This is a genomic window from Actinoplanes lobatus (assembly GCF_014205215.1).
Classification (GTDB): Bacteria; Actinomycetota; Actinomycetes; order Mycobacteriales; family Micromonosporaceae; genus Actinoplanes; species Actinoplanes lobatus.
This window is the reverse complement of record NZ_JACHNC010000001.1, coordinates 4,055,772-4,072,059: the sequence shown is the minus strand read 5'-3', so window position 1 is coordinate 4,072,059 and position 16,288 is coordinate 4,055,772. Positions and strand designations below refer to the sequence as shown.

The 16,288-nt window shown below is 71.6% G+C and carries 14 protein-coding genes; 3 read left to right on the top strand and 11 right to left on the bottom strand.

The genetic code is table 11. The annotated features are described in order from the left end of the window. Positions 1-49 precede the first annotated feature (49 nt). Positions 50-1,459, top strand: coding sequence for a MocR-like pyridoxine biosynthesis transcription factor PdxR (pdxR, locus tag BJ964_RS19085; protein WP_188127027.1), 1,410 nt, complete (start codon positions 50-52; stop codon positions 1,457-1,459). A 3-nt stretch (positions 1,460-1,462) separates the two neighbouring features. Here pdxR and BJ964_RS19080 read toward each other — a convergent pair whose 3' ends face one another. Then, on the bottom strand, positions 1,463-2,269 hold the full coding sequence (locus BJ964_RS19080; RefSeq protein ID WP_188121918.1) for a DUF3097 domain-containing protein: 807 nt from the start codon (positions 2,267-2,269) through the stop codon (positions 1,463-1,465). Between the two features lie 90 nt (positions 2,270-2,359). Here BJ964_RS19080 and BJ964_RS19075 point away from each other — a divergent pair, with 90 nt between their 5' ends. Together BJ964_RS19075 and BJ964_RS19070 are read left to right on the top strand one after the other, a co-directional pair. After that, complete coding sequence (locus tag BJ964_RS19075; RefSeq protein ID WP_188121917.1) at positions 2,360-3,142, top strand: hypothetical protein; 783 nt, start codon at positions 2,360-2,362, stop codon at positions 3,140-3,142. Then, positions 3,139-3,669, top strand: a complete 531-nt coding sequence (locus tag BJ964_RS19070; RefSeq protein ID WP_229807067.1) for an NUDIX domain-containing protein — start codon at positions 3,139-3,141, stop codon at positions 3,667-3,669. The genes BJ964_RS19075 and BJ964_RS19070 overlap by 4 nt, the downstream gene beginning before the upstream one ends. Here the strand turns inward: BJ964_RS19070 and BJ964_RS19065 are convergent. The 10 genes from BJ964_RS19065 to BJ964_RS19020 form a co-directional block, all read right to left on the bottom strand. Then, positions 3,643-4,035 (bottom strand): NUDIX hydrolase, encoded by a 393-nt coding sequence (locus tag BJ964_RS19065; RefSeq protein WP_229807077.1) that lies wholly within the window; start codon positions 4,033-4,035, stop codon positions 3,643-3,645. The genes BJ964_RS19070 and BJ964_RS19065 overlap by 27 nt on opposite strands. A 2-nt stretch (positions 4,036-4,037) precedes the next feature. Then, positions 4,038-4,874, bottom strand: coding sequence for an HAD-IIA family hydrolase (locus BJ964_RS19060; protein ID WP_407650848.1), 837 nt, complete (start codon positions 4,872-4,874; stop codon positions 4,038-4,040). Next, positions 4,817-5,845 carry a ferrochelatase gene (locus BJ964_RS19055; RefSeq protein WP_188121914.1) on the bottom strand — a complete coding sequence of 343 codons (1,029 nt, stop codon included), beginning with the start codon at positions 5,843-5,845 and terminating at the stop codon, positions 4,817-4,819. The genes BJ964_RS19060 and BJ964_RS19055 overlap by 58 nt, the downstream gene beginning before the upstream one ends. A gap of 110 nt (positions 5,846-5,955) precedes the next feature. Next, on the bottom strand, positions 5,956-6,723 hold the full coding sequence (fabI, locus tag BJ964_RS19050; protein WP_188121913.1) for an enoyl-ACP reductase FabI: 768 nt from the start codon (positions 6,721-6,723) through the stop codon (positions 5,956-5,958). Between the two features lie 34 nt (positions 6,724-6,757). Next, complete coding sequence (gene fabG / locus BJ964_RS19045) at positions 6,758-7,462, bottom strand: beta-ketoacyl-ACP reductase (RefSeq protein WP_183217662.1); 705 nt, start codon at positions 7,460-7,462, stop codon at positions 6,758-6,760. 482 nt (positions 7,463-7,944) lie between these two features. Continuing rightward, positions 7,945-8,931 (bottom strand): helix-turn-helix domain-containing protein, encoded by a 987-nt coding sequence (locus BJ964_RS19040; RefSeq protein WP_188121912.1) that lies wholly within the window; start codon positions 8,929-8,931, stop codon positions 7,945-7,947. A gap of 137 nt (positions 8,932-9,068) precedes the next feature. Further along, positions 9,069-12,770 (bottom strand): S8 family peptidase, encoded by a 3,702-nt coding sequence (locus tag BJ964_RS19035; protein ID WP_188121911.1) that lies wholly within the window; start codon positions 12,768-12,770, stop codon positions 9,069-9,071. A 101-nt stretch (positions 12,771-12,871) separates the two neighbouring features. After that, complete coding sequence (locus BJ964_RS19030) at positions 12,872-13,822, bottom strand: 26S proteasome regulatory subunit RPN10 (RefSeq protein WP_188121910.1); 951 nt, start codon at positions 13,820-13,822, stop codon at positions 12,872-12,874. Then, positions 13,819-14,862 (bottom strand): DUF58 domain-containing protein, encoded by a 1,044-nt coding sequence (locus BJ964_RS19025; protein ID WP_407650847.1) that lies wholly within the window; start codon positions 14,860-14,862, stop codon positions 13,819-13,821. The genes BJ964_RS19030 and BJ964_RS19025 overlap by 4 nt, the downstream gene beginning before the upstream one ends. Further along, positions 14,829-16,073 (bottom strand): AAA family ATPase, encoded by a 1,245-nt coding sequence (locus tag BJ964_RS19020; protein WP_229807066.1) that lies wholly within the window; start codon positions 16,071-16,073, stop codon positions 14,829-14,831. Before BJ964_RS19020 ends, BJ964_RS19025 begins: the two co-directional genes overlap by 34 nt. Positions 16,074-16,288 lie beyond the last annotated feature (215 nt).

Genomic DNA, 16,288 nt, shown 5'->3' with positions numbered 1-16,288 from the left:
CGGGTATGGTCCGGTTCGAGAGCCAATTCCAGCGGGATGAGGTGGACCAATTTCCGGATCGGACTTTCTCCAGCTGCGGGCCGGGGAAGCGCCGGCCAAGGGGCTGACCGCCTGGCTGACCGAGGGGCTGCGGGCGGCGATCACGGCCGGGCGGCTGGCGCCGGGCGCCCGGCTGCCGGCCACCCGTCTGCTCGCCGGGGAGCTCGGCGTCTCCCGGGGTGTGGTGGTGCAGGCCTACCAGCGGCTGGCCGACGAGGGGCTGGCCGGGGCGCGGACCGGGTCGGGCACGGTCGTCACCGGGCGCGGCACGGCGCTGGGGTCACGGCCGGCCGAGGACCGCCGGCGGACCCTGGACGAGCTGCGGCTGCCGGTCTACGCCCCGGACGACATCGACCTGGATCTGTCGCCGGGTGTGCCGGATCTGTCGGCGTTCCCGCGGGCGGCCTGGCTGCGGGCCGAGCGCGCGGTGCTGGACCGGGTCACGGCCGCGGACCTCGGCTACGGCGACCCGGGCGGCACGCCCCGGCTGCGAGCGGCACTGGTCGCCTGGCTCACCCGTACGCGTGGGGTGCGCTCCGAAGCGGACGACGTGGTGGTCACCGCGGGCGTGGCGCAAGGGCTCGCCCTGGTCGCGCACGTCCTCAAGGCCCGGGGTGTCACGACGGTCGCGGTCGAGGACCCGGGGTCGCGGGGCGCCGCCGACCAGATGGCGTTCTGGGGCATGGCGCAGGTGGGGGTGCCGGTCGACGCGGACGGGATGCGGATCGGCGATCTGGCCGCGTCCGGCGTCCGTGCGGCCGTGCTGACGCCGGCGCACCAGTTCCCGACCGGGGTGGTGCTGGCCCCGGACCGTCGCCGGGAGCTGCTGGCCTGGGCGTCCGCCGGCAACCTGGTGGTCGAGGACGACTACGACGCCGAGCACCGGTACGACCGGGCGCCGGTCGCCGCGTTGCAGGGGTCGATGCCGGAGCGGGTGGCGTACCTCGGCAGTGTCTCCAAGTCGCTGGCGCCGGCGATGCGGATGGGCTGGCTGATCGCGCCGCGCCCGATGCAGGCCGAGCTGCTCGCCGCCAAGCACGCCAGCGATCTGGGCAATCCGGCCCTGCCCCAGCTGGTGCTGGCCGAGTTGCTGGCGTCCGGCGACTACGAGCGGCATCTGCGGGCGGTCCGGGCCCGCCAGCGGGCACGGCGGGACGCGCTGCTGGCCGGGTTGCGCGAGCATCTGCCGGGGTTGCGGGTGGCCGGGGTGGCGGCCGGGCTGCATCTGCTCGTGCTGCTGCCGGGGACGGCCGACGACGTGGAGGTGGCCGGGCGGGTCGCGGCCACCGGCGTACTGGTGCAGCCTCTGACCTGGCACCGGCGCCGGACCGGACCGCCCGGCCTGGTGATCGGCTATGCCGCCCACCCGCCGGACCGCCTCGCCGAGGCCGCCGCCCGCATCGGCCGCGTTCTCAAATAGGGCTCAGCCCTCGAGAACCGTGACGAAGTCGATGAGCCGCTCCATCGAGTTGATCAGGGGCGTCTCGACGTCCTTGTAGGAGCTGACCGAGGCGAGGACGCGGCGCCACATGTCGGCCGGCTCACGGATGCCGACGGCCGCGCAGACGCCCTCCTTCCACGGACGGCCCGGCGGGATCACCGGCCAGGCGCGCAGGCCCACCCGTTCGGGCCGGACCGCCTGCCAGATGTCCACGTAGGGGTGACCCGTGACGAGCACGTTCGGGTCGGTCACCCGGGCCACGATCCGGCTCTCCTTGGACCCCGGGACGAGATGATCGACCAGTACGCCGAGCCGGCGCGACGGTCCGGGCCGGAACGCGGCGACCGCGCCGGCCAGGTCGTCGATGCCGTCCAGCGGCTCCACGACGATGCCCTCGATCCGCAGGTCGTCGCCCCAGATCCGCTCCACCAGGGCGGCGTCGTGGATGCCCTCCACCCAGATCCGGCTGGCCTTCGCCACCTGGGCCTGCACGCCGTCGACGGCGACCGACCCGGACGCGGTGACCCGGCGCTGCGCCGGCGCCCTGACCGCGGACGGGCGGACCAGTGTGACCGGACGGCCGTCCAGCAGAAACGCGGCCGGGGCGAGCGGGAAGTTGCGGCGCCTGCCGTTCCGGTCCTCCAGGACGACGGCGCCCAGCTCGAACCCGACGACCGCGCCGCAGAACCCGGAGTCGGCGTCCTCGACCACCAGATCCGGTTCGGCCTCCACCTCCGGTGTCACCTTCCGGCGGCGCCAGTCGCCCGCCAGCACATCCTCCCCATACATGTCCCGCACGGTAACGCGCGATCACGGACACACCGGCGGTGACGCTCCGAGCCGAGACAACTCTCCGCACCGGCACGTACCCTTGCTCGCATGTCACCCGCAGCCGATGCGGCCACCCGTACCGCACGCCGGTCCACCAGGTTCGTGGCCTGGGTGCGCGCCTGGCGCGCCGGCCTCGTCCCGTTCGACGAGCTGGCCGACGAGATCGCCGCGGACGAGGAGCACCTCGTCGCCGACGCCCCCGGCACCTGGACCGACGTCCCGCTCCCCCAGGGCCTGCCGATCTTCGCGAAGCTGCACCCCGACGAGATCCGCCTGGTGCTGCCGGTGCCCGGTGACCCGCGCGGCCTGCCCGGCCCGGGCGAGCTGACCGGGGCGGCGCTGCTGGCCGGCGAGGCGGTGATGACGCCGTCGTTCGGTGTGGTGCCCGAGGTGCGGCGGCACACGTCCGGCTCCGGCGTGGAGTTCTCCACCGTGCTGTGGCGGGTCCACGAGGCGCCCGAGCACCGGCAGGTCTTCCAGATGGGCGCCGCCGAGGCCGAGGCGGAGCTGACCGCCGCGCTCGGCGAGGCCACCGCCCGGCTGACCCGGCTCGACGTGGCGCAGTGGAAACCGGAGCTGGCCGGCGCTCTCCAGGCGCTGCGCCGGCCGGAGAGCACCGAGACCCTGCCACTCGGGTTCGACCCGCGCTCGCGACGGCTGTTCGCCCGGGCCAGCGTCCTGGACCAGGTGCTCACCCTCGCCGAGACGACCGCGCCGGGCGGCGCTGTGAACGGTTACGAGGCCCAGCAGCGCGACGAGGCGCTGCGCCCGCTGACCGCCGCCTGCCGCCAGGCCCTGGTGGCGGCCTGCAACTCCCCGTTGCGCCCGTGAGCCCGGCCCTCGACCGGCACGCGCACTGCAGTTTCTGCGGCGCCCGGTTCACCGCCGGTCAGCCGTGGCCGCGCCGGTGCATGGCGTGCGGCGAGGTCAGCTATCTCAACCCGACCCCGGTGGCGGTGGCGGTCCAGCCGGTCGGCGCCGGCCTGCTGGCGGTCCGCCGCGGGATCGCGCCGGCGCGCGGGCGGCTCGCACTGCCGGGCGGTTTCATCGACGTGGGCGAGACCTGGCAGGCCGCCGCGGTGCGGGAGCTGTTCGAGGAGACCGGGGTGGTGGCCGATCCGGGCTACGTCCGGCTGTACGACACGGTCAGTGCCCCCGACGGCACGGTCCTCATCTTCGGTCTGCTGCCGGCGATGCGCAGCCCGGCCGACCTGCCGCCGGAGCCGGACACCGAGGAGACGGTCCGGCGGGAGGTGCTCTACGGGCCGACCGAGCTCGGTTTCGGCATCCACACCGCGATCGCCACCCGGTTCTTCACCGAGCACGCCCGCTCAGTCGATCAGGTCCGCGCCGACTAGCTCGTCCAGGACCATCCTGATCGCGGGCGCGCACCGCCCGGCGTCGGCCGACGTGAACCAGCCGATCTCGGCGATCTCGTTGGCCGCCTCCGGCTCGCCGGGCTCGTCGCTCGTGAAACACACGAGGCGCACACGGGTGCCCGGCGGCCGGTTGTGGGCGGGCGCGTCGATGGTGGTGAAGTGCCGCAGCCCGGCCGGGTCGACGTTGATCCCGACCTCCTCGGACACCTCGCGGGCGGCCGCGCCGGCGTCGGACTCCCCCGGCTCGGGTTTGCCGCCGGGCAGGTAGAAGGCGTCCGACCCGGTGGCCCGGACCACGAGGACCCGGCGTTCGCGGACACACACCCAGGCCGCCGCCTCGACCACGCTCAAATCTCGTCGATCAGGTCGGCGACCGAGTTGATGATCCGGGACGGCCGGTACGGGTACGTCTCGCTCTCCATCCGGCTGCTGATCCCGGTGAGCACCAGGATCGTCTCCAGCCCGGCCTCGAGACCGCACAGCACGTCGGTGTCCATCCGGTCGCCGATCATCGCGGTGGTCTCGCTGTGCGCGCCGATCGCGTTGAGCGCCGACCGCATCATCATCGGGTTCGGCTTGCCGACGAAGTACGGCTTCACACCGGTCGCCTTGGAGATCATCGCGGCGACCGATCCGGCGGCCGGGAGCAGGCCCTCGTTCGACGGGCCGGTGGCGTCCGGGTTCGTGCAGATGAACCGGGAGCCGGCGCTGATCAGCCGGATCGCCTTGGTGATCGCCTCGAAACTGTAGGTGCGGGTCTCGCCGAGCACCACGTAGTCGGGCTCGAACTCGGTGAGGATGTAGCCGGCCGCGTGCATGGCGGTGGTCAGGCCGGCCTCGCCGATCACGTACGCGGTGCCGCCGGGCCGCTGGTCGGCGAGGAACTGGGCGGTGGCCAGCGCGGCCGTCCAGATCGAGGACTCGTCGACGTCGAAGCCCATCCGGTAGAGCCGGGCCTGGAGGTCGCGGGGCGTGTAGATGGAGTTGTTGGTGAGGATGAGGAACGGCTTGCCGCTCGCCTTCATCCGGTTGACGAACTCGGGCGCGCCCGGCACCGGCTCACCCTCGTGGACGAGGACACCGTCCATATCGGTGAGCCAGCTCTCGATCGCCTTACGCTCCTTCATCAGGGTGCCTTTCGTCGCGCGGGTGGAGGGCAGCAGTCCGCGGGGCAGACGTCCCAGGTCGGCAGCGTACCGAGCGCCGGCCGATTCTGATCATCAGTCCGCTCCTGGACGAGTTGCCGCACCATTGCGACGAACTCGGGATGAACGCCGGGCGTCGCCGCCCGGGAATAGCCGAGACCGAGCCTGGCCGCGGTCTCCTTCGCCTCGTTGTCGAGGTCCCAGATGACCTCTAGATGGTCGGAGACGAACCCGATCGGGCTGACCACCACGTCGGTCGCACCCTTCTCGGCGAGCAGCGCGAGGTGGTCGTTGATGTCCGGTTCCAGCCAGGGGATGTGCGGCGGGCCGGAGCGGCTCTGCCACACCAGGTCGTAGCCCAGGTCGGCGGCGGCCGCGGCGTGCACCAGCCGGGCGGTCTCCTCCAGTTGGGCGGTGTACCGCCCGCCGTCGGGCCCGGCCGTCCGGGCCATGCCGACCGGCACGGAGTGGGCCGTGAAGACCAGGCGGGTGGAGGCCCGGCGGTCCGGTTCCAGCTCCTCCAAGGCTTCCCGTACGGCGGACACGTGCGGATTCACGAAACCGGGATGGTCGTGGAACTGCCGCAGCTTGGAGATCCGTGGGGCGCCCGGCCCGACGTGCGCCCGGGCCGCGTCGATGTCCTCCCAGTACTGCCGGCAGGACGAATACCCGCCGTACGCGCTGGTGGCGAATCCGAGCGCATGCTCGACCCCGTCGTCGCGCATCCGCGCCACGGTGTCGGCCAGCATCGGCTGCCAGTTGCGGTTGCCCCAGTAGGTGGGCAGGTCCACGTCGTGCGCCGCGAACTCGGTCCCGATCGCGGCGAGCAGGTCACGGCACTGCTGGTTGATCGGGGACACCCCGCCGAAGTGCATGTAGTGCTCGTACACCTCGGCGAGGCGCTCGTCCGGGACGCCGCGCCCGCGGACCACGTTGCGCAGGAACGGCATCACGTCATCGGGCTTCTCGGGCCCGCCGAAGGAGAGCAGGACGAACGCGTCGTAAACCACGCGCCCATCCTGCCACCGTGTTACGCAGTGCCTGCCTTTGGCCTGCCCTCCTGGCCCTCGCCCGCGGCCTGGTGCGGCACCCTCAGCAGGGTGCCGCTCGGTGCAGTCGCTCAGGCCGCAAGAGCGTGGTAACCCCCGTCGACGTGCACCATCTCACCGGTGGTGGCCGGGAACCAGTCGGACAGCAGGGCGCACACCGCGCGGGCGGTCGGCTCCGGGTCGGTGAGGTTCCAGCCGAGCGGCGCCCGCTGGGTCCAGGCGTCCTCGAACTCGCTGAAGCCCGGGATCGACTTGGCCGCCATGGTGCGCAGCGGGCCGGCCGACACGATGTTGCTGCGGATGCCGTGCTTGCCCAGGTACATGGCGAGGTAGCGGGAGGCCGACTCGAGCCCGGCCTTGGCGACGCCCATCCAGTCGTACAACGGGTACGCCTTGGTCGCGTCGAAGGTCAGGCCGACGATCGAGCCACCCTGATCCATCAGCGGCAGGCAGGCGGTCGCCAGGGACTTGTACGAGTACGTCGACACGTGCAGCGCCTGGGACACCTCCTCCCACGTGGTGTCGAGGAAGGCGCCGCCGAGGGCGTTCTGCGGGGCGAAGCCGATGGAGTGGACCACGCCGTCCAGTCCGTCGACGTGCTCGCGAACCTTGCCGGCGAGGCCGTCCAGTTGCTCCTGGTTGGTGACGTCCAGTTCGATGACGGGGGCCGGCTCGGGCAGCCGCTTCGCGATCCGCTCGACCAGCGAGAGCCGGCCGAAGCCGGTGAGCACCACGGTGGCGCCGGCCTCCTGGGCCAGCTTCGCCACCGAGAAGGCGATCGAGGCGTCGGTGATGACGCCGGTGACGAGCAGCCGTTTACCGGCCAGCAGTCCAGACACTTTTACTTCTCTCCTGAAAAAGTCTCGGAAAAACTCAGTGCCCCATACCGAGGCCCCCGTCGACGGGGAGCACGGCGCCCGAGATGTACGCCGCACTGTCGCTCGCGAGGAAGGTCACCGCGGCGGCGACCTCGTCCGTGGCCGCGAGACGACCGGCCGGGACGGCCTTGATGATCTCGGCCTTGCGCGAGTCCGGCAAGACGGCGGTCATCTCGGTCTCGATGAAACCGGGCGCCACCACGTTCGCGGTGATGTTTCGGCTGCCCAGCTCACGCGTGATGCTACGGGCCATGCCGACCAGGCCCGCCTTGCTCGCCGCGTAGTTCACCTGGCCGGGTCCGCCGTACAGGCCGACGACCGACGAGATGAAGACGATCCGGCCCCACTTGGCACGCAGCATCTTGGTGCTGGCCCGCTTCGCGCAGCGGAACGCGCCGGTCAGGTTGGTGTCGATCACCCGCTCGAACTGCTCGTCGGACATCCGCATGAGCAGCGTGTCGTCGGTGATGCCGGCGTTCGCCACCAGCACCTCGACCGGGCCGAGCTCGTTCTCCACGAAAGTGAACGCCGCGTCGACGGCCGACGAGTCGGTGATGTCGCACTGCACGCCGAACAGGCCCTCGGGGACGTTCGAGCCGCGGTGGGTGACGGCCACCCGGTCTCCCTGTTTGACGAAAGCCTGGGCGATGGCCAGGCCGATGCCGCGGTTTCCTCCGGTCACCAGAACGGTGCGAGCCACAACACACTCCAATCGACGGGTCATCACACAGGGTCACGACGATCCCTCTGAAAGGCGAGACTATCGGCCCGCACTACCCCTGCCGAGGGATGGTCCCGCCTACTTACACCCCGTTCAGGGCCGCGCCGATTTTCTTAAGTTGTGGTTAAGGGGTACAGTCCGACACGGTTCTGGCCCGGCTATGTAGTGGAGGTGATCGCTGTGCGAGATAGCGATCCTCCTAGTCGTGGCCGGGACGCTCGTCAGCGTTTCTGACCGCTGACACTCGATCCCCACCCGCATGCCACCGGCCCTGTCGAGGCCGGCCCGCCGGCGTGCGGTGGTTCTCGGCCGCGAAGTGACCTACGTCCGTAGCTCAGTCACCAGCGGAAGACGGTTCAACCATGAAGAAGATCGTCGCGCCCCTCGGTTTCACCCTGCTCTCGGCCTGGGTCGTCGTGCTGTTCGTCCTGGCGCACAACACCCCCTGACGGATCGGTTTGTCAGGCCCAGTCGTGGCGGGCCGCGTACCAGCCGAGCTGCATCCGGCTCTGGACTCCGGCCAGGTCCATCAGGTGACGCAGGCGGCGTTGCAACGTGCGCAGCGAGAGGTCGAGCTGGGTGGCCACCGCCTGGTCTGTGAGGCCGGCCAGCAGCAGTGCCAGGATCTTCCGGTCCAGCGCTGTGGGGGTGTCCGCCTCCGTACGCCCGGCGTCCGCCGTGGTCAGGTCGCCGAGCACCGACGCGTCGAGCGGATGCGCGTGCCGCCACACGGTCTCGAACAGCGCGTCCATCGCGGTCAGCAGTCCGGATCGGTGCAGCAGGACCGCGCCCGGGTCCTCCCCGGGTGTGACGGTCAAGGGCACCAGCGCGAGTTCGCTGTCGGCCAGCATCAGCTTGATCGGCAGCGAGGCGGCCACCCGTACCTCGACGCCCTGGCGCAGCGACTCCATGGTTTCGGCGGCCACACCGGGTTCGGCCAGCGCGGACCGGTCGATGGCGACGCGGTAGCGCACGCCCTGGGCCACCATCTGCGACTCCACCGGGTTGGCGCCGGGCGGTACGGCGACGAAGGGGGCGGTGACGAAGCTGCGCACCTGGGTCCGAGCGGCGTGCTGTATCTGGGCGAACCGGTGCCGGATCGCCTCGACACCGGTGATCACTTCGATCAGTTCGCTGATGGTGCGGTCCGCCATCGCCTTACGGTGCTCCTCGGCAAGGGTGACCAGGGCCAGCTCGGCGCTGCGCAGTTCGGCCTGCCGTTCGCTGATCATCGCTCCGAGGGCGACCGCGGGCGGCGCGGCCGCATAGGCGCCGTCGAGAGTCGATTTGACCAGGCCGCACGCGGTCAGGTGGGTGAGCGCGACCTCGATCGCGAAGGTGGGGACATGCAGAGTCTCGGCCAATTCGGCCAGGCTGGCCTGGGTACGCCCGGCGAGGACACAGTAGACGGCTTCGTGGTCGGGGTTCAGGCCCAGCGCGCCCAGCATCGGTGGCTGTCTCCTCTGCACCCGTGACCGCGGAGAGAGTATGCGCCATTCCATACGGTCCTGCCCAGTTTCCGGGGGCAGGAGATGAGCGGGGACGGGCCCCGGGACGTTACCGCCCCGGGGCCCTGCGTGCGATCTCACCGGAGGCCGTACGCCCGGATGATCTCTTGGTTGATGCCGAAGCCGGCGTCGGTCTTGCCGGTGGCCCGCACCGACACGAAGCCGCCCGGCTGCTTCGGCAGCTTGAGCGCGCCGTTCCACCAACCGTCGCACTTACGCAAGGTCACCTGCTGCCAGGTGACACCGTCGTCGTAGGACACCTCCAGCGTCACCGAGGTGACCTTGCCGGTGGTGTCGCCGGGTCCGGCCTGCGGAATCGGCTTGATCCGGATCTCCTCGGTACGGCCGGCCCGCACGTCACCGCGCAGGTCGGTGTCGAGGCGGTACTCCATCTGCATCAGCGCGAACGGTTCGTACTTGTCCGAGGTGTTGGAGCTGGAGACGAAGTCCCACTCGGTGTGCGTGCGGGTCGACAGCCGCCACTGCTCGGCCGGGCGGGAGGCGTCCAGCACCAGGTGGTAGGGCAGGGTGCCGGCCGGCACCACCCTGTTCTGCATCGACGACGAAGGGCTCGTGTGCAGCAGCTGGTCGCCCTGGTAGAGCTTCAGCGAACTCGGCACCGAACCGTAGGGCAGGTTGCCGCCGTGTTCCAGGGCGTCGTCCGAGGGGGTCCACGCCTGGATGTTGATGGTCATGTAGTCGCGGTAGCGGGCGTTCTGCACGGTGAACGTCCGGTTGAAGGCGGGCCGGATGGCCGGGGCGAACCAGTTCAGGCGGGTGCTGCTGCCCTTGGCGTACGTCCTGCGGTTGGCCGAGTCGGTCCAGCCGCCCTGGGTGTGCGACTCCGACCAGAGCTGGGCCGGGGTGACCCATTCGGTACGGAGGTTGGGATACCACTCGCGCTCCGACGCACCGAACGCCGGAACGATCGACAGGTCGTACCGGTAGCCGCTGCCCTGCATCGCGGTCGTCGGGTCGTAGAAGCGGGCGTCGATCCGGGCCAGGTCGCGCTGGCTCGGGTGGTAGCGCAGCGCCCGGTCCGGCACCTGGCCGGTGTAGTTCGGGGACAGGTCGTAGACGTAGCTCGCGTACGGCACCTGCTCGGTGTTCAGCCGTAGCCGGCCCGACTTGGCCAGGCTGATCAGCCGGGCTCCGGCATCGCGGTGCACGCCGGCGACCGGGATCGGCGACGAGCCGACCCACTCGCTGAGCCCACCGATGCCGTCGTTGACGACCACCAGCAGTTTCGCGCCCGCGGCGACGGCGGCGGCCGCGCGGCCGGCGGCGGTGATCGCGTCGCTGCGGGTCACCACCACCGCCTTGCCCTTGGCGTCGATCTTCTCGTACTCGGCGACGGTGCCCGTGCCGGCATACACGGTGGGCAGCGACTCACGGCCCGCGATGAGGGTGCTGCCCGCCTGGACCAGGACGTCCAGCGGCGGCAGCCCGGGTGCGGCCACGGTCAGCAGCGGCTCGCCCTTACGCCACCTGGTGACCATCGTGAAGGTCGACTTGGTGACCTTCTGGGTCGGCGAGAGGTAGATGTCGTCGTACGCGATCGGGTAGAGGTAGCCGGCGCGCAGGCTGTCACCGTTGCCGAAGTCGATGGTGAAGTCGTACTTGCGCTGGCGGTTCTCGGTGCGCTGCGGCGCGGTGGTGTCCAGCAGGCGAGCCTTGCTGGCGTCCAGCACCACCTCGGCTCCGGAGCCGTCGAGAATGGTCTCCGGGTCGACGAGCAGGGCGCGGCCGAGCCGGTCGGCCCGCTCCCCCGGGACGTCGAAGTCGGCCGAGACGGTGTAGACGCCGGGGGCCATCCGTAGGGTGAGCGAACCGTCGACGGTGTACATCCACGGCTCGGCAACGCCGTCCTTCTTGATCAGAACGGTGTTCTCGGTGGGTTTGCCGTCCCGGCCGAGCAGCTTGATCTTCAGGTCGTAGCGTTCGGCCTCCTTGATCAGGCCGAGCGAGGTACGGGTGACCACGGCGCCGGTGGTGGCGTCGGTGCCGACAAGGTAGCCGGAGACCTCGCCGGTCCCGGGCAGGGTCGAGTCGCCGGCGACCGGAACGGCCACGCTGCCGCCCGCGGGCACCGTCACCGAGGAGGCGCCCACCGAGAACTGGTTCGCACCGGTGGTGGCGAGGTTCAGGGTGACGTCGGTGTCACCCGAGTTACTGAAGGCCACCTGCTTGGTGGTCGGCGCGTCGGTCGGCTCGTGCGGCCAGTCGAAGTTGCCGAAGAAGACCGATCCGGTGGCCCGGACGTTGTTGCGCACGGCGGCGGCGACGTCGACCCGGCCGGCACCCACCTCGTACGGGGTGTACGTCGTTTTCAGACCCTTCGCGCTGCTCATCAGCGCTTCCTTGAGCTGGGCGCCGGTCCAGCCGGGGTGGCGTTGCGCCAGGATGGCCGCCGCGCCCGACACGTGCGGGGTGGCCATCGACGTGCCGCTGATGGTCCGGTACAGGCCGGTTCCGGAGGTCATCTGCTGCGAACGGGCGGCGGTGATGTTGACGCCGGGCGCGGTGATGTCCGGCTTGAGCGCGCCGCTGCCCAGCAGAGGCCCGGTGCTGGAGAAGGCCGCCAGCGCATCCTGCTTGGAGACCGCGCCGACGGTGAGCGCACTGGCCGCGGCGCCGGGCGAGCCGATGCTCTGCGGCCCGTTGTTGCCGGACGCGATGACGAAGAGGGTGCCGTACTGGGCCGACAGGGCGTCGACCGCGACGGACAGCGGGTCGCTGCCGTCGGAGAGCGTCGAGTCGCCCAGGCTCATGCTGACGACGTCCGCCCCGGACTCGGCCGCCCACTGCATACCGGCGAGCACCCAGGAGTCCTGGCCGGAGCCCCCGTTGGCGAGAACCTTGCCGACGATGAGATCCGCACCGGGCGCGACGCCCCTGTTCGCGCCGGCCGAGCCCGCGCCGGTGCCCACGATCGTCGCGGCGACGTGGGTGCCGTGCCCGTTGACGTCGGAGGTGTCCTCGTCCGGGACGAAGCTGACCTTGTCGTCGACCTGGTCGGCGAGGTCGGGGTGACTCGCGTCCACGCCGGTGTCCAGCACCGCGACCTTGACCCCGCGGCCGTCGTACCCGGCGGCCCATGCTTCGGGGGCGCCGATCTGCGGCACGCTCTCCTTCAGGTCGGCGGTGACCCGCCCGTCCAGCCAAAGCTTGGTCACACCACTACCGAGCGCGGCGGGGGCCTTGCCCGCGCCCGGCGCGATGGTCTCCCAGAACGGGCGGGTCTGCTTCTTGTCGACCGCCAGCGCCGCGGCGCCGACCTTCCGCAGGTCGCGAACCAATGTCGCGCCTCGCGGCGTGGCCGGCGCGGCGGCGCGTGCCCCGGCTGCCGAGTAGGTGCTGATCACCGGCAGGCTGTCGGTGTGTGCGTCGTCGTACCCCATCTCGAGGAGATCGGTGACGTTGAACAGCCTGCGGTCCAGCCGGTCGGCGCTCAGCAGCGGCAGCACCTCGTCGGGCAGGACGAACAGATCGTCGCCGGTCTGCTGGAGGCGGACACCGCCGATGGCGGCGCCGGGCCGTTCCACATCGACCTTCTCGATGCTGTCGGCCGAGGTGGTCACGGTGACCACATCGCCGGTGACGAGAGTGATGGTGTGTATGGAGGTGCCGGTGGTCGCGGGGGCCGAGCTGGTGGCTGCCGCGGTCGCGGGCGTCGGGACCGCGGCGATTCCGCCGGCGATCAATCCGACTGCCGCTGCCGCGGCCAGCAGCCGGCGCCGCACCGGATCGGGGCCGAAGGGCTGCGAGGGGGAAGGCATGTGAAGATTTCTATATGCCTGCTCGAAGCCCGTGAATACCGGAGCTTGGCGGAGTCACGCCAGGGCACAACTCCGCCAGCAAAGATTCAGGAATCAATCACCTAGGGCAAGCGGGACGTCCACAGCAGACTCATCGCCGCGCCGGCCAGCCCCAGCAGCAGGCCCACGGCGGCGTACCACCGTGTCACCTCGCGTGGCTCGGTCCGGTGCCCGATCGAGCTGCCCATGTCCTCGTAGACCTGCTTGAGCTCGCTCACCGAGGCCGCCTCGTAGAAGTAGCCGTCGGTGTTCTCGGCCAGCTCCTGCAGGGAGAGGCGGTCCACCGGCACCCGCTGCACCGAGCCGCGGATGTCGACCACACCGGTGTCGGTGCCGAACGCGATCGTCGACACCGGCACGTTGGCCTGCGCCGACGCGGTCGCCGCGTCCTCGATCGAGCGGCCCGACGTGCGGTAGCCGTCGGAGAGCAGCACGATCCGGGCGGGCGGGGCGCCGTCCGCGCCGTCGGCCGGCACCATCCGGATGGCGTCCAGCGAGGTGAACACCGCCTCACCGGTGGCGGTCGCCTCGGCCAGCGTCAGCCCGTCGATCGCGCTGATCACCGCGGACCGGTCCTTGGTCGGCGCGACCAGCACGTTCGCCGCCTTCGCGAACGACACCAGGCCCAGGTTGTAGCTGGGCGGCAGCTCGGCCACGAACGCCTTCGCGGCCTCCTGCGCCGCCTCGATCCGGCTCGGCGCCACGTCCTCGGCCTGCATCGACAGCGACACGTCGATGGCCAGCATCACGGTGGCCCGCTCCAGTGGCTCCTCGGTGTCCACCGAGGGACGGGCGGTGGCCGCCGCCAGCGCGCCCATCATCAGCAGGAACGCGCCCGCCGAGACGTGCCGGCGCCAGCCCAGGCCCTTCGGGGCGAGGGTGCGGAGCAGGTCGACGTTGGTGAAGCGCATCGCGTACTGCCGCTTGCGGAACTGCCGCCAGACGTACAGCCCGGCCATGGCCAGGACCGGCAGCAGCGTCAGCAGCCACCACGGCTCCAGGAAACGGATCATCGTGTGGTCCCTCGGGTACGGGCGTGGCGCTGAGCGGCCACGAAGCGGACCATGTCGAGCAGCCAGTCGGTGTCGGTGCGCAGCCGCAGGTGGGCCGCGCCCGCGGCGCGCAGCGCACGGGCGATCGCGGCGCGCTGCTCACCCGCCGCCTCCGCGTACCGCCGGCGCAGCCCCGGATCGGCGGTCTGCACCTCGTGCAGCATCCCGGACTCCGGATCGGCCAGGGTCAGCACCCCGACGTCCGGCAGCTCCAGCTCACGCGGGTCGACCACCTCGATGGCGAGCACGTCGTGCCGGACGCCGAGCTTGCGCACCGGCCGGGCCCAGCCCTCCACCGGGGCCAGGAAGTCGGAGATCACCACGGCCACGCCGCGCCGCCGGGGCGGCCGGTTCAGCATGTCGATCAGCTCGCCGAGGTCGGCGCGGCCGGGCCGGCTCTCGGTCCGGGCGATCGCCCGCAGCAGGCCCTGCGCCTCCTTACGGCCGGCCCGCGCGGGCAGCCGCAGAACCGGGCCGCCCGGCGCCGGGTCACCCACCGTCTCCGGCCTACGGCGCCACCAGCTCCGGCTCACCTTCCTCTCCGGTACGCCGGAGCCGGTGCCCACCACGGCGCCGATCCGGTTGCCGCCCCGGACGGTGAGATGGGCCATCGCGGTGGCGGCGGCGAGCACCAGGTCCCGTTTGAGCCATTTCGCGGTGCCGAAGTCGAGGCTCGCCGACAGGTCCACGGCCAGCCAGGTCTCCAGTTCGCGGTCGGCCACCGTGCGGCGGACGTGCGGCAGTGTGGTCCGGGCGGTCACCGGCCAGTCCATCCGGCGCACGTCGTCGCCCGGCCGGTACTCCCGCGACTCGCCCGCCTCACTGCCCGGGCCGGGCAGCAGGCCGGCGTAGTCCCCCTGGAGCAGGCCGTCGAGTTTCCGGGTGACCAGCAGTTGCAGCTTGGCGAGGACGGCCTCGGCCCGGACCGCCTCCTCCGGGGCGACCGGCACCGCCGTGCCGGGCCGGATCATTGCTGTCCGGGGTGACCGGGGGCGGGCCAGGGACCGGCCGGCGGCTGGGGCCGGCCGTTGTCGAACACGCCCGCCGGGACGCCGCTGGTGGGCTGCGGACCGGCCGGGCCGGCCACGTACTGCGCGGACTGCGCCGCACCGGCCGGGACCGGGGTCATCGGGCCGGGCGGGACCGGCAGCGCGACCGGGGGCCCACCGTTCGGCCCGGAGCCCTGCCGGGAGGAGACCTGCGGCGGCGGCACCATCTGCATGATCCGGGCCACGATGTGGTCGGCCGGGATGTCGTCGGCCAGCGCGTCGTAGCTGAGCACCAGCCGGTGGCGCAGGATGTCCGGGGCGATGTCCTGCACGTCCTGGGGCAGCGCGTAGTCACGGCCGCGCAGCAGCGCCAGCGCCCGGGTGGCCCGGACGATGCCGAGCGAGGCGCGGGGGCTCGCCCCGTACTGGATCAGCTGGGCGACGTCCGGCATGCCGTGCTGTGCCGGGGCCCGGGTGGCCAGCACCAGCCGCACCGTGTAGTCCACCAGCGCGTTGTGCACGAACACCTGGTCGGCGCGGCCCTGGAGGGCGAGCAGGTCCTCCGGGGTGAAGATCTGCTTCGGCTCCGGGGCGCTCACCCCCATCCGGTAGACGATCTCCCGCTCCTCGCTGTCCGTCGGGTAGCCCACGATGATCTTCATGAGGAAGCGGTCCCGCTGCGCCTCCGGCAGCGGGTAGACGCCCTCCTGCTCGATCGGGTTCTGGGTGGCCATCACCAGGAACGGGTCGGGCACGTCGTAGCTCTTGCCGCCGATCGACACCTGGTGCTCGGCCATCACCTCGAGCAGCGCCGACTGCACCTTGGCCGGCGCCCGGTTGATCTCGTCGGCCAGCAGGAAGTTGACGAAGACCGGGCCCAGCTCCACGTCGAACTGCTCGCTCGACTGCCGGTAGATCCGGGTGCCGACGATGTCGGCCGGCACCAGGTCCGGGGTGAACTGCACCCGGGAGAACGTGCCGCCGACCACCTTGGCCAGGGTCTCCACCGCGAGGGTCTTGGCCACGCCGGGCACGCCCTCGAGCAGGCAGTGACCGCGGGCCAGCAGGCCCACGAACATCCGCTCGACCATCCGGTCCTGGCCCACGATGACCCGCTTGACCTCGAACATCGCGCGCTCGAGCTGCGACGCGTCGTGCGCCGGGGGCACGGGCGCCCCGGACCCGTCGCTCGTCTCGGTCTCGGGCGTGCTCGGCTGCGCCACCGGTCCTCCACAACGGTCGAGATGCGCCGGCTCTTCGACGCCGACGCTCAAGACTTACACGACATACGACAACACACGGCTGGGAGGTTCCCAAGAGCCGGTCCCAGCGGCGCCGCCCAGCCTAGAGCGGCCCGTCGTCATCCGGCCGTCATCATCCCGGAACCCTCTGATCCGCGCAGCCCACGGCGCCATGGGCCGATTGTGTTGATCTTTCT